Source organism: Serratia sp. ID 25-353 (assembly GCF_054792795.1).
In genome coordinates, this window is sequence record NZ_CM139236.1 from 3,146,314 (window position 1) to 3,164,583 (window position 18,270).

Here is an 18,270-nt window from a genome sequence, read left to right on the forward strand (position 1 = left end):
GTCTTTCAACGCTTATCAGCCCGCCGTCTGGCCGCCTTCATCCGGCGACAGCGTTCTTTTCACTTCCTGCACTTCGTTGCCCTGCTGGTTATGCAGATAGACCTCCAGCTGGTTGAAGGCGATGTCGATGTCGTTCTCCCGACACAAACGATCGATTGAGCGGTTCAGCTCGTCGACGGTGTAGCTGCGATCGCGCAGTTCGCGCACATACAGCCGCAGCTCATGATCCAGCGTGCTGGCGCCGAAATTGAGGAAGAACACCTGCGGTTCGGGATCGGTCATCACCCGCGGGTTGTCGTGCGCCGCCTGCAGCAGCACCTTTTTCACCTTGTCGAGATCGGAACCGTAGGCCACGCCCACCTTGATCAGCACGCGGGTGATGGTGTCCGACAGTGACCAGTTGATCAACCGCTCGGTGACGAACGCCTTGTTCGGAATGATCACCTCTTTGCGATCGAAGTCGGTAATGGTGGTGGCGCGAATGCGGATCTTGCTGACCGAACCGGAGAAGGTGCCGATGGTGATGGTATCGCCGATGCGGATCGGGCGTTCGAACAGAATGATCAGGCCGGAGACGAAGTTGGCGAAGATCTCCTGCAGGCCAAAGCCCAGCCCGACCGTCAGACCGGCGGCCAGCCATTGCAGTTTGTCCCAGGAAACGCCCAGCGATCCCAATGCGACCACTGCGCCCACGGCGGTGATCAGGTAAGTGAGCACGGTGGTGATGGCATAGGACGCACCCTGCCGCAGCTGCAGCCGCGACAGCACCACCACCTCCAGCAGACCGGGCAGGTTGCGGGTGAGCACATAGGCGACGATCACCGCGGCGAACGCCACCATCATGTTGCCCAACGTCACCGCCTGCGACACGCTGCTGCCCGCCACGGTGCTGGTGTAATGCCACAGCGTGATGCTGTCCAGGTAGGCGATGACCGTCACCAGATCCGACCAAATGGCGTAGAAGGCGCTGGCGAAGATAGCAAACAGCACCAGGGTGGTCAGGCGCAGCGACTGCTGGTTGATCTGATCGAGCGCCAGCGGCGGCTCTTCCACCACCGGCTCGCCGCCTTCGGCCCCCTCCTTCGCCACGTTTTGCCGCCGCGCCAACGCGCGCCGGTAGGCCAGGCGCCGCGCCGCCACGCTCAAGCCGCGCAGCGCGGTCAGGTACACGATATTCCACAGGAAGAACAGATACAGGCTGTCTATCCAGCGGCTCGCCAGCCGCAGCGTGGTATAGAAGTAGCCGGCAAACATCAGCCCCAGCAGGATCAGCGGCGTGGCGGCGAGCGCGGTGACCACCACCAGCCGCACGGCGTGCGAGCCTTTTTCACGCCAGCTGTCGCGGCACAGCGGGAACACCAGCACCGTGAGCAGCGCCAGCGTCAACATCACCACGATCTGGCCGATGACGTCTTCCACCAGGCGCAGCGGCGCTTTTTCGCCCAAGACCGACCAGAAGATCAGCGGCTGCAGCGCCAGCCCCAGCCGCAGCGTCTGGCGGCGGTAATGCGCGCACAGGTTGGCGCCGAAGTTGAAATGCCGCTCGGCGATGCCGCCCGGTTTCAGCATGCGGTAGCTGAAGCCGAACACCAGCCACGACAACGCCAGCTGCTGCGACAGCGCCCAAATAAAGTCGCTGATGCCGAAATCCGCGCGATACATCCAGAAACCGACGCCGAGCAGCAGCGCGGCGCCGGGCAACACCTTCAGCAAGGTCAGCGCGATGGCCTTCGGCGTATGCAGTTGGCCGTCGCGTTTAAGCTGCCCCACGTCGTTGGCCAATTTTTGCAGATGGCCGTCGATCAGCCGATAGCGCCAGCGCAATAGCCCGATCGCCAGCAGCATCGGGATCAGGAACACCAGCGCATTCAAGCCGCCCTGCAATAGCTTGCCGCCGTCGAATTTGATATCGAGCCCGGCGAGCTGATCGCGCACCGCCTCCGGCATCGCCTTCAGCCACGCCAGATCGACCGGCTTGTTGCTGTTGACCCAGAAAATCTGCTGGGTCAGCGTATCCTGCAACGAACCGTAGACGCTGGTGAGCTGCTGCTGGTTGATCTGCAGGTTGATCGATAACGACAGCTGGTTGCTGAGCTGCTTGTTCAGCTGATCCAGCAGCTCGCGGCGCATGTCGATAATTTCCTTCAGCGCGTCGATCACTTCCGGGCCGGCCTTTTCCTTGCTTTCGGCCACCAGTTGGTTGATGTAATCCTCTCCCTTGAACAGATCGTCGCGTTGCTGATTGATATCGAACTGCTCCAGCCGCAGATCGGCGATGCGCGTGTCTATGTCCGCCAGCAGCGTGCCCTGCGGCAGGCTCTGCTGCTGCTGATACAGGATGCGCGACAGCACCAGGCTGCCCTTCAGCACCTGGATCTGCTCTTTCAGGTTACGTTCCGCCTGCAGACCGCGATCGAGCCAGTTTTTGACCCGAATATTCTGCTGGAACAGGGTGTTGCTCTCTTCGGTGGCGGCGATCAACTGCTGACTCAACTGGCGGTTGACGTCCAGCTGCTTGCTGACCAACTGATCGTGCTGGATATCGGTGGCGTCTTCCGGGTTCTGCGCCTCTTTGGCGGTTTTTTCAGACAGCGTCAGGCGCTTACTGTTGACGAGCTCCTGCAGCAGCTGCACCGACCGATCCAGCGCGTCGATATGCGCCGTGGTGTAATCGCGCTGTTTTTGCAGCAGATCTTGTAGCGTGGTGTTGGCTTCCAGACTCTTGCGCTGCAGCTCCAGCTGCGCGTTGAGCAGCGCCTGTTCGGTGTTCAGCATCACCTGCTGGCTGTTGCGCAGCGAATCTTGCCCCGGCGTCTGGCCGCTGAGCTGGCTGCGGATCTCCTGCAGGCGCTGCGAAGCGGCGTACATGGTGCTTTGCACCCGCTCGGGCTGGGTTTGCAGCGACACCAGTTGGCTGTTGTAAGTGGAGAGGCTCTCCTGCGCGCTTTGCAGCTCGTCGAGCGTTTGATACAGCCGGCTTTCCAGCTGGCGCAGCGACAGCGGCAGCAGCGCGGCGCGCGCCGCCGCATTATCCACCGGCTGCTTCAGCGCATCCAGTTCGGCGGTGACCTGATTGAGCTTCGCCGGCGCCTGCTGCACCTGCTGTTTAAGCTGTGCGGTGTCCTGCCGGTTGCGCTCGATGGCGTCCAGCAGCTCCAGCGTGCGGGTCAAATCCTGCTGGGAGAGTTTTTCGACCGGCGTCAGGGCTTTTTGCTTGTTCAGCGTTTCCAGCTGGCTTTGCACGTCGCTGCGCTGCGGCAGATCGCCGTTCAGCGCCGCCTGCGCCGGCAAGCTGAGCGCGCAAATCAGGAAAAGGAGTGTCGCGGCGGCGATACGCCGCCGGCATGCGCCGACAAACGTGAGCGGCGCCAGAAAAGGCAGAGTCAACCAGCGATGCATGATTTAGCTTCGGATCGGTTAAGAAGCCTGAAGATTATCACGATCGCCGGCGGGCAACGAACAACAAAAGCGTTGCCGGTGATGTCCCGTTGTCGCGAAATCAGAAAGTCAGCACTTTCTCCGCCGCCAGCGTCCATTGCGCCAGCTCGACCAGCGTGCCGATCGCCACGCCGTCCGCCAGCGGCAAGCGGCTGACGCCGCGCGCGTCGGCGCAGGTCTTGCACAGCTTGATCGGCACCTGCTGCGCGGTGAGGATCTCCAGCATCTGCTGCAGGTGATACCCTTCGTGCGGCTGCTGCCCGGCCAGCCCGGCCACCACCGCATCGGACATCAGAAACAGCCGCAGATCGAGGCTGCTCTGCTGCTCTTTCAGCGCAATGGCCAGCCGCAGCGCATTGAACAAGGATTCATGGCCATAGGCGGCGCCATTGGCGATGAGAACGATGGATGACATGAAATTTCTCCTTATAAAGGAAGGCGGTCGGCGCCAGGCGTCGCCGCGTCGGGTTTGAGGCGCAAGGTGGGGCAAAACTGCAGCATCTCCAAAAACGCGTCCACCAGCGCTTCGGCTTCGGCCCGCAGATCGAAACTTTCCGGCATAAACAGCCAGTTTTCCATCAGGCCGGTGATATAACCGCGCAGGATGATCGCCGCACGGCGGGTATGTAAATCGGCGGGCAATTGCTCGTGGTGAATGCAGTTATACAGTACCGCTTCAATGCGTTCGTAGCCGGCGAGGTACAGCACCTTGCGCGAATCCAGCAGCGGCATCATTTCACCGACAAACTCGCATTTGTGGAATATAATTTCCATCAACGCCCGCCTACGGCCGTCTTCAACCGTAGACGTCAGAATGTAAATCAGAATTTCTCGGATAACCCGCAGTGGATTATCGGGAAACTTTGCCTGATACTCTGTTTCGAGCTGGTCAATTTTCGGCTCGGTAGATTCCCAAACTTCATTAAACAGGTCTACCTTATTCTTGAAGTGCCAGTAGATGGCTCCACGCGTAACCCCGGCAGCGGTGGCAATATCTGTCAGTGACGTTGCAGCAACGCCACGTTCAGAGAACTCTCTCACCGCAGCATCAAGGATTTGCTGTCGGGTTTCTTGCGCCTGCTGTTTGGTTTTTCGTGCCATGGCATTGTTATTTAGGGGGAGTGTGATTTACATACATTCGCGAATGTATGTACCATAGCACGCACATATAATTAACGCAGCAATGGGTTTTAAAGCTTGTGATCCATTGATCATTTTGAAATCGGACACTTGAGGTTTTTCTATGAACAAAAACAGAGGGTTAACGCCTCTGGCGGCCGTTCTGATGCTTTCAGGCAGCTTAGTGCTAACAGGATGTAACGATAAAGAAACCCAACAGCAAGGCGCCCAACAACAGGCTCCTGAAGTGGGCGTAGTCACCTTGAAGGCCGAGCCTCTCAACATCACTACCGATCTTCCTGGCCGCACCGCTGCGTATCGTATCGCCGAAGTTCGCCCTCAGGTCAGCGGCATCATCCTGAAGCGCAACTTCGTTGAAGGCAGCGATATCAAGGCCGGGACGTCTCTGTACCAAATCGATCCCGCCACTTATCAAGCCAGCTACGACAGCGCGAAAGGCGATTTGGCCAAAGCACAGGCCAGCGCTTCCATCGCACGCGTGACGGTAAACCGCTACAAGCCATTGCTGGGCACGAGCTACATCAGTAAACAGGACTACGACAACGCCGTCTCCACGCTGCAGCAGGCGGACGCCGCCGTGGTGGCCGCCAAGGCCGCCGTGGAAACCGCGCGCATCAACCTGGCGTACACCAAGGTGACCTCCCCGATCTCCGGCCGCATCGGCAAGTCCGCCGTGACCGAAGGCGCACTGGTCAGCAACGGCCAGGCAACCGCACTGTCTACCGTGCAGCAGCTGGATCCGATGTATGTCGACGTCACCCAGTCGAGCACCGACTTCCTGCGCCTGAAGCAAGAACTGGCCAGCGGCGCGCTGAAGCAGGAAAACGGCAAGGCCAAAGTGAAACTGATGCTGGAAAACGGCACCGAATACGCGCAGGAAGGCACGCTGGAGTTCTCCGATGTCACCGTCGATGAGACCACCGGCTCCATCACCATTCGCGCTTTGTTCCCTAACCCGAACGATACGCTGTTGCCGGGCATGTTCGTACGCGCCCGTCTGGACGAAGGCGTGCGCAGCGATGCGCTGCTGGTACCTCAGCAAGGCGTTACCCGCAACCCGCGTGGCGACGCGACGGCGTTGGTGGTAGGGGCAGACGACAAAGTTGAGCTGCGCACGCTGAAGGCAGACCAGGCGATTGGCGACAAATGGCTGGTTACCGATGGCCTGAAAGCCGGCGATCGCGTGATCGTCACCGGCCTGATGAAAGTGCATCCGGGCGCGCAGGTAAAAGTGCAGGAAGTTGACACTCAGGCGCAAAAACAGCCGCAGTCTGAAGCGCAGAAGTCATAAAAAGGAGCCTGTAATACATGGCTAAGTTCTTTATAGACCGCCCAATTTTCGCCTGGGTAATCGCCATCATCGTCATGTTGGCGGGGGTGCTTGCAATAATGAAACTGCCTATCGCGCAGTATCCCACTATTGCACCGCCGGCGGTGAGTATTTCCGCCAACTACCCGGGCGCAGATGCCAAAACGGTGCAGGATACCGTCACGCAGATTATCGAACAGAACATGAACGGTATCGATAACCTGATGTACATGTCCTCCACCAGTGATTCCTCTGGTAGCGTCACCATTACCCTGACGTTTGATTCCGGCACCGATCCTGACATCGCGCAGGTTCAGGTCCAGAACAAACTGTCGTTGGCCACCCCGTTGCTGCCGCAAGAAGTTCAGCAACAGGGCCTGAAAGTAGAAAAATCCAGCAGCAGCTTCCTGATGGTGGCCGGCTTCGTTTCCGACGATCCGAACATGACTCAGGACGATATTGCGGACTACGTGGCGTCCAACATCAAGGACCCGATCAGCCGTTCGTCCGGCGTGGGTGAAGTGCAGCTGTTCGGTGCCCAGTACGCGATGCGTATCTGGCTGGATCCGAACAAGCTGAACAACTACCAGCTGACGACTACGGACGTGACCTCCGCCATCACCGAGCAGAACAACCAGATCGCCGCAGGCCAGCTGGGCGGCCTGCCGCCGGTGCCGGGGCAACAGTTGAACGCCTCGATCATCGCGCAGACCCGTCTGACTTCGCCGGAAGAGTTCGGCAAGATCCTGCTGAAGGTGAATACCGACGGTTCCCAGGTGCGCCTGCGCGACGTCGCTCACATCGAGCGCGGCGCGGAAAGCTACGCGGTTACGGCTCGCTATAACGGTAAGCCTGCCGCCGGTCTGGGTATCAAACTGGCTACCGGTGCCAACGCACTGAACACCGCCAAAGGTGTGAAAGACGAGTTGGCCAAGATGGCGCCATTCTTCCCGCAAGGGATGAAAGTGGTTTATCCGTACGACACCACCCCGTTCGTTAAAATCTCCATCAACGAAGTGGTGAAAACGCTGATCGAAGCCATCATCCTGGTATTCCTGGTGATGTATCTGTTCCTGCAGAACTTCCGCGCGACGCTGATCCCAACCATCGCGGTGCCGGTGGTACTGCTGGGGACCTTTGCGATCCTTGCGGCGTTCGGCTTCTCGATAAACACCCTGACGATGTTCGGCATGGTGTTGGCGATCGGCCTGCTGGTGGATGACGCCATCGTGGTGGTGGAAAACGTCGAGCGCGTCATGTCCGAAGAGGGGCTGCCGCCGAAAGAAGCGACCCGTAAATCGATGGGCCAGATCCAGGGCGCGTTGGTGGGTATCGCCATGGTGCTGTCGGCGGTATTCGTGCCGATGGCGTTCTTCGGCGGTTCAACCGGTGCCATCTATCGCCAGTTCTCGATCACCATCGTGTCCGCGATGGCGCTGTCGGTGCTGGTGGCCTTGATCCTGACGCCGGCGCTGTGCGCCACCATGCTCAAACCGATCCCGAAAGGCGATCACGGGGTTAAAACAGGCTTCTTCGGCTGGTTTAACCGCATGTTCGAGAAGAGCACGCATCACTATACCGACAGCGTGGGCAACATCCTGCGCAGCACCGGTCGCTACCTGATCATCTACCTGCTGATCGTGGTTGGCATGGGCCTGCTGTTCCTGCGCCTGCCTTCCTCGTTCCTGCCGGACGAAGATCAGGGCATCCTGTTGACCATGGTGCAGTTGCCTGCCGGCGCCACCGAATCCCGTACCAACAAAGTGCTGGAAGAAGTCTCCGACTACTTCCTGAACAAGGAAAAGGACAACGTGGTTTCGGTGTTTACCGTCGCGGGCTTCGGCTTCAACGGTAACGGCCAGAACAACGGCCTGGCATTCGTCAGCCTGAAAGACTGGGGTGAGCGCCCAGGGGCCGGGAACAAGGTCGAGGCGATCGCAGGCCGTGCCATGGGCGCGTTCTCGCAGATTAAAGAAGGCCTGGTGTTCCCGTTCAACCTGCCGGCGATTATCGAACTCGGTACCGCAACCGGCTTCGACTTCGAGCTGATTGACCAGGGCGGCCTGGGGCACGAGAAACTGACCGAAGCGCGTAACCAGCTGTTGGGCATGGTTGCTCAGCACCCGGACGTGCTGGTGGGCGTGCGCCCGAACGGCCTGGAAGATACGCCGCAGTTCAAACTGATCGTCGATCAGGAGAAAGCCAAGGCGTTGGGCGTCAGCATCACTACCATCAACAGCACGCTGAGCACCGCACTGGGTGGCTCGTACGTCAACGACTTCATCGACCGCGGTCGTGTGAAGAAGGTGTACGTACAGGCCGAGGCGCCGTTCCGTATGCTGCCGGAAGACATCAACAAGTGGTACGTGCGCGGTACCAGCGGCCAGATGGTGCCATTCTCCGCCTTCTCTTCGGCGAAGTGGGAATACGGCTCACCGCGTCTGGAACGCTATAACGGCTTGCCGTCGATGGAAATTCTGGGCCAGGCCGCACCGGGCAAGAGTACCGGTGAAGCGATGAACCTGATGGAACAGCTGGCGTCCAAACTGCCAAGCGGCATCGGTTACGACTGGACCGGCATGTCCTATCAGGAACGTCTGTCGGGCAACCAGGCGCCGGCGCTGTATGCCATCTCGATTCTGGTGGTGTTCCTGTGTCTGGCGGCACTGTATGAAAGCTGGTCTGTGCCGTTCTCGGTCATGCTGGTATTGCCGCTGGGGGTTATCGGTGCGTTGCTGGCCGCGACGATGCGCGGCATGAACAACGACGTGTACTTCCAGGTGGGGCTGCTGACCACCATAGGTCTGTCGGCGAAGAACGCCATCCTGATCGTGGAATTCGCCAAAGACCTGATGGAGAAAGAAGGCAAAGGCCTGATCGAAGCGACGTTGGAAGCGGTGCGTATGCGTCTGCGTCCAATCCTCATGACGTCTCTGGCCTTCATCCTCGGGGTTCTGCCGCTGGTTATCAGCAGCGGTGCGGGCTCCGGCGCACAGAACGCGGTAGGTACCGGCGTAATGGGCGGGATGATCACCGCCACCGTCTTGGCGATCTTCTTCGTACCGGTGTTCTTCGTGGTGGTTCGCCGCCGCTTCAGCAAGAAGAACGAGGACCTGGAACACAGCCATCCGGTAGAGCACCACTGATCGCTCAGTGATATGAGCTCCACCCGATAATCGAAAGGCCGCGCATGCGGCCTTTTTCTTTTGCTTCAGCTGCTTAATGCAAACCGTTCTCATTAATTCACTCTTGTGTGCAATTTGCGCTTGATCGCGATGCCAGGTCGGCGCATAATTAATGTTATAGTATAACATTACATGAGAGGGCCATTATGAAACCCGGCATCCATCCCGATTACCGCACCGTGGTGTTCCACGACGTCAGCGCCAACGCCTACTTCAAAGTGGGATCGACCATCAAAACCGATCGCACCATCGAGCTGGACGGCGAAAGCTGGCCGTATGTCACCCTTGACGTCTCTTCCGCTTCGCATCCGTATTACACCGGCAAGCAGAAAGACTATTCCAAAGAAGGCAGCACGGCGCGCTTCCAGCAGCGCTTTGGCCGCTTTATCGGCAATAAGTAACAAGGAAATCCCATGCAGGTATTGAGTTCATTGCGTTCGGCGAAAAATCGCCACCCGGATTGCAAAGTCGTGCGTCGTCGTGGCCGCATCTATGTGATCTGTAAAAGCAATCCGCGATTCAAAGCGGTACAGGGACGTAAGAAAAAGCGTTAACTCCCCAGTGTCATCTGTCGCCAAGCCCCGTTGCTGCTCAACGGGGCTTTTTTTATGGCGAGAAAGTGCCTGCAAGCCGTCCCCCGCCGGCAGGCGGGGGCGGAGATTACTTCATGCTGCTCAGCAGCGCGTCGACATTGTGCTTGAACGCCTGCTCATAGGTGGCCGCCGGGCCGCCCGCGCGGGAGAGCGCTTCAGGGTACAGCTCGCCGCCCGCCTTGGCGCCGGTGGCGGCGGCAATCTGTTTCACCAGCCGCGGATCGGTCTGATTTTCGATAAAGTAAGCGTTAACCTTTTCCTGTTTGATCTGCTTGATCAGGCCCGCCACGTCGCTGGCGCTGGCTTCAGCCTCGGTGGAAAATCCGACCGGGGCAAGGAAGGTGACGCCATACTCTTGCCCAAAGTAGCCAAAAGCGTCATGGCTGGTCAGCACCTTACGTTTCTGTGGCGGCACTGCGGCGAACTGGGTTTTGGCCCACAGGTCCAGCTTTTGCAACTGCTGAATGTATTCGGCTCCGCGCTGGCGAAAATAGTTGGCATCCTCGGGATCGGCGGCAATCAGGGCGTTCATCACGTTGGTGGCGTACTGCACGCCGTTTTTCATGCTGTTCCAGGCGTGGGGATCGGTAATCGGTTTGCCGTCCTCCTCCATCTGGCGGGTGCTGATCCCCTGTGAAGCGGTGATTACCTGCCCTTTATAACCCGAAGCGCTGACCAGGCGATCGATCCACCCTTCCAGCCCCAGGCCGCTGACGAACACCACATCAGCCTGAGCCAGCTTCTTGCCGTCCTGCGGCGAAGGTTCGAAACTGTGCGGATCGCCATCCGGCCCCACCAGCGTGCTGACCTTGACGTGATCGCCACCCACCTGTTTGACGATATCGCCCAGAATGGAAAAGCTGGCGACGGCGTCGACGGTCTTCGCCATCGCCCATGGGCTGGCCAGCAGAGCAGCAACCGCCAGCGATATAGGTAAACGTTTCATACTTTCTCCTTGCAAATGGCACTTCTCAACGGCGCGCGAAGGCGCAAATGCCTCCGCGCGTTCCAAACAGGATCGAGACGAAAAAGATGACGCTGGCGCTGAGCACGATCGCCGGGCCGGCAGGCAGCGACGCATAATAGGACCACACCAGCCCAATCAGGCTGGAAAGCGCGCCGATGCCCATCGCCACCGCCAGCGTCTGCGGCAGATTGCGCGCCCAGAAGCGCGCGCTGGCGGCGGGCAGCATCATCAGCCCCACCGACATCAGGGTGCCGAGGATCTGGAATCCCGCCACCAGATTGACCACCACCAGCGACAGAAACAGGCCGTGGATCAGCGCCAACCGGCGTGGGGCGTTGACGCGCAGAAAAGTCACGTCGAAGGATTCGATCACTAACGCGCGGTACAGCGCCGCCAGCGCCAGCAGCGAAACCGAGGCGATCGCACCGACCATCAGCATCGCCTGGGCATCCACCGCCAGGATCGAACCGAACAGCACGTGCAGCAGATCTACGCTGGAGCCACGCAGCGAGACCAGCGTGACCCCCAGCGCCAGTGAGCCCAGATAGAACCCGGCGAAGCTGGCATCCTCTTTCAGCGGCGTGCGGCGGCTCACCAGGCCGGACAGCATCGCCACCGCCAGTCCGGCGATAAAGCCGCCCACGCCCATCGCCACCAGCGACATGCCGGAGATCAGATAGCCGATCGCCGCGCCCGGCAACACCGCGTGGGATAACGCATCCCCCACCAGGCTCATGCGGCGCAACAACAGAAACACGCCCAGCGGGGCGGCGCTGAGCGACAATGCCAGGCACGCCATGAGCGCGCGGCGCATAAAACCGAAAGAGAGAAAAGGATCGATAAGCCCATGCCACAGCATCATGGCGCCACCGCCCGCAGATCCGGCTGCCGTTCGGCGACACGATACCTCGGCACCTGTTCCAGCACCCGCTCGGCCGCGCCCCAATGGCAAGCCTGTGGCGTCAGCAACAGCGCCTGTGGAAAATGCTCGGCAACCATCGACATATCGTGCAGCACGGCGATCACCGTTCTCCCCTGCCGATGCAGTTGCGCGATCGCCTGCAGCAAAATCTGCGTGGTGGCGCTGTCGATGCCGGTAAAAGGCTCATCCAGCAAAATCAGCGGCGCCTGTTGGACCAGCAGGCGCGCAAACAACACCCGCTGCAGCTGGCCGCCGGACAGTTCGCCCACCGGGCTACGCGCCAGCGCGCTCATGCCAACGTTCGCCAGCGCCTCATTGACCTGGCTCGCCGCACGCTTGTTCATGCCGCCGAACATGCCGCTTTGTGGCCAACAGCCCATCGCCACCAGATCGCTCACCGCGATGGGGAACTGCCGATCCAGCTCCGCCTGCTGCGGCAAATAAGCTCTGCGCGGTAGCTTTCCGCCGCTAAAACTCAGGCAGCCCCCCAACGGCGGCAACAATCCGGCGAAGGTTTTCAACAGCGTCGACTTACCTGCCCCGTTGACGCCCACCACTGCGGTTAACGATCCGGCGGTAAACTGCCCGCTCAGCGGCGGGAAAAGTGGCTTGGCCCCATAGCCTATCGCCAGCTGACGCAAGGTAATCATGGCAGTGACACCGCCCAGAAGATGCCGAGCCACAGCAGGGCCAGCAGCATAACGGCACCTGCGCAACGCGCGGCAGCGGAGGTGGTGAACAACGAATTCAGTGACGGCGCGGCGTCATGTTGCGAAGTGGGGGTCAATGTCGTGGCCAAAATGGTGAGTTAATAGTTATAATATAACATCACAACAACTACCGTATCTCAAGCTATGGCGCGACAATAATGCAACGGAACGTAACAGTCCCTCGCGCAGCGGATCTTCCCCCCATAACCCTCCCTTACCAAACCCAGGGATATTTCCGTTCGGTTGGAATGTTGGCGTAAGGTAAAGAACAGCGGTAAATCGAAAAATTTACCGACGAGGCCGGAAAAGGAGTAAGATAAGTAGATAACATTGTTGTTGGCCGAGATTAATGCTTGTTACCCTTGCCTGTAACCTGGAAGTCAACGCACTTTCTGTTAAAGAATTAAAGAAAGTGATTAATGACAATATAGCGGAGTTAGTGCCAGCGCTGACCAGCGGACTCAGCTTTTATTCTGAAAGCGCACGCTATGTCGAGGATTCATTAGAAATACTTGATATAGTGCAACAAGGTGACGGCGATTATTCAATGAGTTATCGCTATAAGTGGGGCATTTTTAATGCCTGCCTGGATATCAACAGCGAAGATATCATCAACGACAGCGTCCGGTTTCGAGTGACGGCGCGGGGTTTAATCTTCGATATCATTGATAACTCACGCCCATCAACTGCGGATGAATTGTAAGTTTACGTAATAACTACAGGCCAAACGCGAAAAAATGATTTATATTCATTTTACGGGAAGTTTATTTAACCACCGTTAAGCTGCCTCCGTTCATGATGTAAATCAGCTTACTCACATAGTGTTATCACACCGCAATTAAGACTTACGGAGGGGATGATATGGATGAGTATTCGCCTAAGCGACACGACATTGCTCAGCTCAAATTCTTGTGCGAAAATTTGTATGATGAAGGTATCGCCACCCTGGGAGACAGCCATCATGGGTGGGTCAACGATCCGACGTCCTCCGTCAACCTGCAGCTTAATGAGTTGATCGAACATATCGCTTCGTTTGTGATGAGCTATAAAATTAAATACATGGACGAATCTGACCTGTCGGAGTTAGTCGAAGAATATCTCGACGATACCTATACGCTGTTCAGCAGCTACGGTATCAATGATTCCGACCTGCGCCGCTGGCAAAAAACCAAGGCGAGATTATTCAGAATGTTCTCAGGAGAGGACATCTGTACGACAATGAAAACTTAGGGGATAATTATTCCCGAGCTATTTTACGGTTATTAAACTAAAGGCCACCATGACTAAAACCGACTATCTGATGCGTTTACGTAAATGCACCACGATTGATACTCTCGAACGTGTTATTGAGAAAAATAAGTACGAGCTGTCCGATGATGAACTGGAGCTGTTTTACTCAGCGGCCGATCACCGTCTGGCCGAGCTCACCATGAACAAACTGTATGACAAAATCCCCACCTCCGTTTGGAAATATGTCAGATAATCAGCCCCCCGACGCGTTGAGCCGATGCTTTTATCGGCTTCAATGGCCACGTTGAATGCGTACTTTTCCTATTGACAGTAAAACTTCATTTACGCTCCCTCTTTCGAAAATAATATTGCCCGGAAACAATTTTCTTTTTTAATCGAGGCAGGTTACCTCATCGCCCACCTCACTATGCCCGCTCCCCAGAACCGCTAATTCATTATCCAAAAGAATTGAGGGCGGGAAGAAATGAAATGCGTGTCGCTCTGCCTGATGGCAGAAATGGATAATAGATACGTGGAAGAGAGGTAACAAAAACGCGGATTGGCGAAGCCCAAATGGGTGGGGACCCTGCCAGCTACATCCCGGCACACACGTCACCTGCTGCGGCTGCTTCCTTCCGGACCTGACCGAGTTCACAAGTTAGTGTTGCGGGAGAACCAACAGGGCCCCCATTGACGGCTTCTGTACTCCGAAGCGGTGGGCATTATCGGCGATACCCTATCAAATAGCAAGCCAACCGGGACCAACCGCTGTTTTCTTACCCACCTGCGCTGTGGCACACTCTCCGCCTGGGTTTTGACTCGCGCAGGAACAGCAATATGCAACCAGAAGACGCCTCTTTCAGCCAGCGGGTATTCCACGTCGTGGCCGCCATTCCTTACGGCAAAGTCACCACCTACGGCGAAGTCGCCCGGCTGGCCGGCTCGCCGCGCGCCGCGCGTCAGGTCGGCGGCGTGCTGCGGCGTTTGCCGGAAGGCAGCACGCTGCCCTGGCACCGGGTGATCAACCGCCACGGACAGATATCGCAGCAGGGGGAGGATTTTCAACGGCAACGGCAGGCATTGCTGGCGGAGGGGATTATTTTCGGCCCGCACAGCACGGTCGATTTCGATCGCTACGGCTGGCGCTGGTAAAACAAAACAGCCTTTGGCCGAAGCGCAAAGGCTGTTGATTTCATCTTGCTGTACCGCAGTAAGATTACTGCATGGCGGTTGGCGCAGCCTGAATCGGCACACCCTGAACCGGAACCAGCAGCAGATCGGCACGGGTGCCGTTGCGGTTAACCACTTCCTGGATGGTGTCGGTAATAAACATCAGTCGCCCGTTGACCGTCACCGCCGCGCTCAGAATGATACGCGCATTCGGTTGGATGTCGGACGGGTTATACGGCAGCGTAAAGTTGAACGGCGCCTGTTGCCCTTCAGTGCGTACCGCGCGCTGTGCAATCACTTTGGACGGCGCATCCGCCAGCGAGGCGTCAGAGAGGGTGACCGTCAGCACGGCGTCCGGCGGCAGCGCAATGCGCTGACGTATATTAACCGAACCTGTCACCGCCGGGCCCTGAATCTGCGTTTGCGCAGCCGCCGGGTTACCGGCCGCCTGTGTAGGCACATCAGCACTCTTTTGCGCGCATCCTGCCAGCGTGATCGTCAGTGCCGCGGCACCGCCTACGATTTGCCAGAGTTTCATGGATCGGTCTCCTTTTTTATTATCAACATGTTGGTGGCTTTCACCACCTCACCTATTAAACCTAGCACAAAACACTGATAAATCCACTTTGCCCCGCCTATTAATCACTTAAACAGGCCAAGGCGCCCAGGATTAAGAGCATTCTCATCGGCCCTTTAACGCAAAATGTTGACGCCGCGCCGTGATATTCCGCACACTGCGCAAAATGATTATTAGAAAGGTAACAATTTTATGAGCCAGGCATTGCAAAACCTCCTCGATCTGCTGGATCTGGAGAAAATCGAAGAAGGGCTGTTCCGCGGCCAGAGTGAAGATCTGGGGCTGCGCCAGGTGTTCGGCGGACAGGTGGTCGGCCAGGCGCTGTACGCCGCCAAGCAGACGGTGCCTGACGAGCGCAGCGTGCATTCGTTCCACAGCTACTTCCTGCGCCCAGGCGACAGCAGCAAGCCTATCGTTTACGACGTGGAAACCCTGCGCGACGGCAACAGCTTCAGCGCACGCCGCGTCAGCGCCATCCAGCACGGCAAACCTATCTTCTATATGACCGCCTCCTTCCAGAGCCCGGAGGCAGGTTTCGAGCACCAGAACCTGATGCCGGACGTGCCGCCGCCGGAAGGGCTGTTGTCTGAATCAGAGATCGCCCAGAAGCTGGCGCATATGCTGCCGGAAAAAGTGCGCGAAAAATTTATCGGCCAGAAGCCGATCGAAATGCGCCCGGTGAAATTCCACAATCCGTTGAAAGGCAGCGTGGAAGAACCCCATCGCTACGTGTGGTTCCGCGCCAACGGCAGCATGCCGGACGATCAACGCATCCACCAATACCTGCTGGGCTACGCGTCGGACTTTAACTTCCTGCCGACCGCGCTGCAGCCGCACGGCGTCGGCTTCCTCGAGCCGGGCATGCAGGTGGCCACCATTGACCACTCCATGTGGTTCCACCGTCCGTTCCGCATGGATGACTGGCTGCTGTATGCGGTGGAGAGCTCCTCCGCCTCCGGCGCACGGGGCTTTGTACGCGGCCAGATCTATACCCGCGACGGCGTACTGGTCGCCACCACCGTGCAGGAAGGGGTGATTCGCCAGCGCGACGCCTGATCCGCAGCATAAAGAAAGGGGCGATGTTTCCATCGCCCCTTTTGGCTTCATCATTATTTTAGTCTTTAGCGCACTGCCCTGCTTCGAGTCTTATTGGTTGTAGGCGCTCTCGCCGTGACTGTTGACGTCCAGCCCCTCGCGTTCCTGCTCTTCCGGCACTCTCAGACCCACCATCGCTCCCGCGATCTTGAAGGCGATAAAGGCGACGACGCTCGACCATACCAGCGTGATCAGCACGCTCACCAGCTGGATCCAGACCTGATGGCCCATCGTCACCCCTTCGGCATAGCCGGTGCCGCCCAGTGAAGAGGCGGTGAACACCCCGGTCAGCAGACAGCCGACGATGCCGCACACCCCGTGTACGCCGAACACGTCGCAGGTGTCGTCCACTTTCAGCCATTTCTTCAGCGTCACTACGCCCCACAGGCCGGCGACGCCGCCCACCAGGCCGATGATCAACGCCCCGCCCACGCCCACGGTGCCCGCCGCCGGCGTCACCGCAACCAGCCCGGCGATCATGCCGGAGCAGGCGCCCAGCAGCGAAGGCTTGCCGCGCAGCACCCACTCGGCGAAGGTCCAGGAGAGAATGGCGCCCGCAGTGGCGACCACGGTATTGAGGAATGCCAGGGCCGCAATGCCGTTGGCCGCGCTGGCGGAGCCGGCGTTGAAACCGAACCAGCCGATATACAGGATGGACGCCCCGGTAAACACCATCGGCAGGTTGTGCGGTTTGAACGCCTCTTTACCGAAGCCGGCGCGCTTGCCGATCAGGTAGGCACCGATCAACCCGGCGCTGGCGGCGTTGATGTGCACCACGGTGCCGCCGGCGAAGTCCAATGCGCCGTCGGCGGCCAGGTAGCCGCCGCCCCACACCATGTGCGCAATCGGCAGATAAGACAGGGTGAACCATACGATCGCGAAGATCAGCACCGCCGAGAAGCGAATGCGTTCGGCGAAGCCCCCCACCACCAGCGCCACGGTAATGCAGGCGAAGGACGCCTGGAAGGCGACGTGGATCATCTGGCTGATGCTGCCGGTGACGCTGTCGATGCCGATGCCTTTCAGCATCGCCGTTTCGAACCCGCCAAACACCGCATTGCCCTCGCTGAACGCCAGGCTGTAGCCATACAACACCCACAGTACGCAGACCAGCGCGAAGGTGACGGTGACCTGCGTCAGCATCGACAGCACGTTTTTGCCGCGCAGCAGGCCACCATAAAACAACGCGATGCCCGGCAGCGTCATGAACAGCACCAACGCGGTGCAGATCATCATAAAGGCGTTGTCGGGCTTATCGGCGACCGCCGGGGCGGCCAGGGCCAAAGAAGGAACCAGGGTTACCGAACTCAGGCCCAACATGGATAACAGTCTTTTCATTATCAATCCATCCCCATCACTTAACTGAGTTCGCGGTTACAGTGCCGATTCGTCGGTTTCGCCGGTGCGAATGCGGATCACGCGTTGCAACTCGGCAACGAAAATTTTGCCGTCGCCGATTTTGCCGGTGTAGGCGGCTTTGCTAATCACATCAACCACTTCATCCAACTGATCGTCGGCAATGGCGATATCGATTTTAACCTTGGGCAGGAAGTTGACGTTATACTCGGCGCCGCGATACAGCTCGGCATGCCCCTTCTGGCGGCCAAAGCCCTTCACTTCGGTTACGGTCAACCCCTGAATGCCCACGGAGGACAGAGCCTCGCGCACGTCCTCCAGCTTGAACGGTTTGATTACCACGGTCACCAGCTTCATATTGCCCCTCCACGAATTAAGCCCAAACTCACCCCTGGTACGCGTCATATGTAGCAAGGGCTGTGCCATATTTAATTTTGCATGGTGATTCAGTGGATTAGCGGGTACGCGGGCACCATCAGGCCCCGTCGCCGTACCGATACCTTAAATTGATTAAATATCGCGCACTAATTTGGTGCGCATCGCGTCGAAAAAGTGCAGAAAGGGGGCGTGATGCAGGC

The 18,270-nt window shown here is 58.3% G+C and carries 18 protein-coding genes and 1 other RNA gene; 9 read left to right on the plus strand and 10 right to left on the minus strand.

Translation table 11 applies throughout. The features are described from left to right. Window positions 1-15: 15 nt before the first annotated feature. From mscK to acrR, 3 genes are all read right to left on the minus strand, one after another. Entirely contained in the window at window positions 16-3,399 is a 3,384-nt protein-coding gene (mscK, locus tag ACYF6X_RS15225; RefSeq protein WP_107227190.1) for a mechanosensitive channel MscK, read from the minus strand. A gap of 100 nt (window positions 3,400-3,499) precedes the next feature. Further along, window positions 3,500-3,853: a DsrE/DsrF/TusD sulfur relay family protein gene (locus ACYF6X_RS15230; RefSeq protein WP_063990988.1), complete on the minus strand. Its 354-nt coding sequence runs from the start codon at window positions 3,851-3,853 to the stop codon at window positions 3,500-3,502. Window positions 3,854-3,864: 11 nt separating this feature from the next. Beyond that, entirely contained in the window at window positions 3,865-4,539 is a 675-nt protein-coding gene (gene acrR, locus ACYF6X_RS15235; RefSeq protein ID WP_063990987.1) for a multidrug efflux transporter transcriptional repressor AcrR, read from the minus strand. Window positions 4,540-4,681: 142 nt separating this feature from the next. Here acrR and sdeX point away from each other — a divergent pair, with 142 nt between their 5' ends. The 4 genes from sdeX (at window position 4,682) to ykgO (ending at window position 9,626) form a co-directional block, all read left to right on the plus strand. Then, complete coding sequence (gene sdeX / locus ACYF6X_RS15240; protein ID WP_063990986.1) at window positions 4,682-5,869, plus strand: multidrug efflux RND transporter periplasmic adaptor subunit SdeX; 1,188 nt, start codon at window positions 4,682-4,684, stop codon at window positions 5,867-5,869. A gap of 17 nt (window positions 5,870-5,886) precedes the next feature. Further along, window positions 5,887-9,033: a multidrug efflux RND transporter permease subunit SdeY gene (gene sdeY / locus ACYF6X_RS15245; protein WP_060423439.1), complete on the plus strand. Its 3,147-nt coding sequence runs from the start codon at window positions 5,887-5,889 to the stop codon at window positions 9,031-9,033. A 185-nt stretch (window positions 9,034-9,218) separates the two neighbouring features. Continuing rightward, a complete protein-coding gene (locus ACYF6X_RS15250) occupies window positions 9,219-9,473 on the plus strand; it encodes a type B 50S ribosomal protein L31 (protein WP_004940303.1) in 255 nt (84 codons plus the stop codon). Between the two features lie 12 nt (window positions 9,474-9,485). Further along, entirely contained in the window at window positions 9,486-9,626 is a 141-nt protein-coding gene (gene ykgO, locus ACYF6X_RS15255; protein WP_004940304.1) for a type B 50S ribosomal protein L36, read from the plus strand. A 106-nt stretch (window positions 9,627-9,732) separates the two neighbouring features. On the opposite strand, the gene ACYF6X_RS15260 is transcribed toward ykgO, so the two are convergent. The 3 genes from ACYF6X_RS15260 to ACYF6X_RS15270 are packed head-to-tail and all read right to left on the minus strand — an operon-like array spanning window position 9,733 to window position 12,204. Next, complete coding sequence (locus ACYF6X_RS15260; protein WP_049199910.1) at window positions 9,733-10,611, minus strand: metal ABC transporter substrate-binding protein; 879 nt, start codon at window positions 10,609-10,611, stop codon at window positions 9,733-9,735. Window positions 10,612-10,636: 25 nt separating this feature from the next. Continuing rightward, window positions 10,637-11,494: a metal ABC transporter permease gene (locus tag ACYF6X_RS15265; protein WP_063990984.1), complete on the minus strand. Its 858-nt coding sequence runs from the start codon at window positions 11,492-11,494 to the stop codon at window positions 10,637-10,639. After that, window positions 11,491-12,204, minus strand: coding sequence for a metal ABC transporter ATP-binding protein (locus tag ACYF6X_RS15270; protein WP_149559388.1), 714 nt, complete (start codon window positions 12,202-12,204; stop codon window positions 11,491-11,493). Before ACYF6X_RS15270 ends, ACYF6X_RS15265 begins: the two co-directional genes overlap by 4 nt. 409 nt (window positions 12,205-12,613) lie before the next feature. Here ACYF6X_RS15270 and ACYF6X_RS15275 point away from each other — a divergent pair, with 409 nt between their 5' ends. The 3 genes from ACYF6X_RS15275 (at window position 12,614) to ACYF6X_RS15285 (ending at window position 13,747) form a co-directional block, all read left to right on the plus strand. Continuing rightward, window positions 12,614-12,967, plus strand: coding sequence for a hypothetical protein (locus ACYF6X_RS15275; protein WP_063990982.1), 354 nt, complete (start codon window positions 12,614-12,616; stop codon window positions 12,965-12,967). 158 nt (window positions 12,968-13,125) lie between these two features. After that, the gene (gene tomB, locus ACYF6X_RS15280) at window positions 13,126-13,494 is read left to right on the plus strand and encodes an Hha toxicity modulator TomB (RefSeq protein WP_004940312.1); all 369 of its coding nucleotides are present in this window, start codon (window positions 13,126-13,128) and stop codon (window positions 13,492-13,494) included. A 49-nt stretch (window positions 13,495-13,543) separates the two neighbouring features. Beyond that, on the plus strand, window positions 13,544-13,747 hold the full coding sequence (locus ACYF6X_RS15285; RefSeq protein WP_004940313.1) for an HHA domain-containing protein: 204 nt from the start codon (window positions 13,544-13,546) through the stop codon (window positions 13,745-13,747). A 331-nt stretch (window positions 13,748-14,078) separates the two neighbouring features. Here ACYF6X_RS15285 and ffs read toward each other — a convergent pair. After that, window positions 14,079-14,175: signal recognition particle sRNA small type (gene ffs / locus ACYF6X_RS15290), an RNA gene on the minus strand. Window positions 14,176-14,331: 156 nt separating this feature from the next. Here ffs and ACYF6X_RS15295 point away from each other — a divergent pair. After that, the gene (locus tag ACYF6X_RS15295; protein WP_019454177.1) at window positions 14,332-14,646 is read left to right on the plus strand and encodes an MGMT family protein; all 315 of its coding nucleotides are present in this window, start codon (window positions 14,332-14,334) and stop codon (window positions 14,644-14,646) included. Window positions 14,647-14,710: 64 nt separating this feature from the next. On the opposite strand, the gene ACYF6X_RS15300 is transcribed toward ACYF6X_RS15295, so the two are convergent. After that, window positions 14,711-15,202 carry a YbaY family lipoprotein gene (locus ACYF6X_RS15300; protein ID WP_060426627.1) on the minus strand — a complete coding sequence of 164 codons (492 nt, stop codon included), beginning with the start codon at window positions 15,200-15,202 and terminating at the stop codon, window positions 14,711-14,713. A 231-nt stretch (window positions 15,203-15,433) separates the two neighbouring features. Between ACYF6X_RS15300 and tesB the strand changes: the two genes are divergently transcribed. After that, complete coding sequence (gene tesB, locus ACYF6X_RS15305) at window positions 15,434-16,297, plus strand: acyl-CoA thioesterase II (RefSeq protein WP_004940320.1); 864 nt, start codon at window positions 15,434-15,436, stop codon at window positions 16,295-16,297. Between the two features lie 90 nt (window positions 16,298-16,387). Here tesB and amtB read toward each other — a convergent pair whose 3' ends face one another. Together amtB and glnK are read right to left on the minus strand one after the other, a co-directional pair. Beyond that, window positions 16,388-17,674 (minus strand): ammonium transporter AmtB, encoded by a 1,287-nt coding sequence (gene amtB, locus ACYF6X_RS15310; RefSeq protein ID WP_406880112.1) that lies wholly within the window; start codon window positions 17,672-17,674, stop codon window positions 16,388-16,390. A gap of 36 nt (window positions 17,675-17,710) precedes the next feature. Continuing rightward, window positions 17,711-18,049: a P-II family nitrogen regulator gene (gene glnK, locus ACYF6X_RS15315; RefSeq protein ID WP_004940327.1), complete on the minus strand. Its 339-nt coding sequence runs from the start codon at window positions 18,047-18,049 to the stop codon at window positions 17,711-17,713. Window positions 18,050-18,270 lie beyond the last annotated feature (221 nt).

Coding starts and splice junctions, on each gene's coding strand:
- mscK (WP_107227190.1), bottom strand. CDS start 3,399: ATGCATCGCTGGTTGACTCTGCCTTTTCTGGCGCCGCTCACGTTTGTC.
- ACYF6X_RS15230 (WP_063990988.1), bottom strand. CDS start 3,853: ATGTCATCCATCGTTCTCATCGCCAATGGCGCCGCCTATGGCCATGAA.
- acrR (WP_063990987.1), bottom strand. CDS start 4,539: ATGGCACGAAAAACCAAACAGCAGGCGCAAGAAACCCGACAGCAAATC.
- sdeX (WP_063990986.1), top strand. CDS start 4,682: ATGAACAAAAACAGAGGGTTAACGCCTCTGGCGGCCGTTCTGATGCTT.
- sdeY (WP_060423439.1), top strand. CDS start 5,887: ATGGCTAAGTTCTTTATAGACCGCCCAATTTTCGCCTGGGTAATCGCC.
- ACYF6X_RS15250 (WP_004940303.1), top strand. CDS start 9,219: ATGAAACCCGGCATCCATCCCGATTACCGCACCGTGGTGTTCCACGAC.
- ykgO (WP_004940304.1), top strand. CDS start 9,486: ATGCAGGTATTGAGTTCATTGCGTTCGGCGAAAAATCGCCACCCGGAT.
- ACYF6X_RS15260 (WP_049199910.1), bottom strand. CDS start 10,611: ATGAAACGTTTACCTATATCGCTGGCGGTTGCTGCTCTGCTGGCCAGC.
- ACYF6X_RS15265 (WP_063990984.1), bottom strand. CDS start 11,494: ATGATGCTGTGGCATGGGCTTATCGATCCTTTTCTCTCTTTCGGTTTT.
- ACYF6X_RS15270 (WP_149559388.1), bottom strand. CDS start 12,204: ATGATTACCTTGCGTCAGCTGGCGATAGGCTATGGGGCCAAGCCACTT.
- ACYF6X_RS15275 (WP_063990982.1), top strand. CDS start 12,614: ATGCTTGTTACCCTTGCCTGTAACCTGGAAGTCAACGCACTTTCTGTT.
- tomB (WP_004940312.1), top strand. CDS start 13,126: ATGGATGAGTATTCGCCTAAGCGACACGACATTGCTCAGCTCAAATTC.
- ACYF6X_RS15285 (WP_004940313.1), top strand. CDS start 13,544: ATGACTAAAACCGACTATCTGATGCGTTTACGTAAATGCACCACGATT.
- ACYF6X_RS15295 (WP_019454177.1), top strand. CDS start 14,332: ATGCAACCAGAAGACGCCTCTTTCAGCCAGCGGGTATTCCACGTCGTG.
- ACYF6X_RS15300 (WP_060426627.1), bottom strand. CDS start 15,202: ATGAAACTCTGGCAAATCGTAGGCGGTGCCGCGGCACTGACGATCACG.
- tesB (WP_004940320.1), top strand. CDS start 15,434: ATGAGCCAGGCATTGCAAAACCTCCTCGATCTGCTGGATCTGGAGAAA.
- amtB (WP_406880112.1), bottom strand. CDS start 17,674: ATGAAAAGACTGTTATCCATGTTGGGCCTGAGTTCGGTAACCCTGGTT.
- glnK (WP_004940327.1), bottom strand. CDS start 18,049: ATGAAGCTGGTGACCGTGGTAATCAAACCGTTCAAGCTGGAGGACGTG.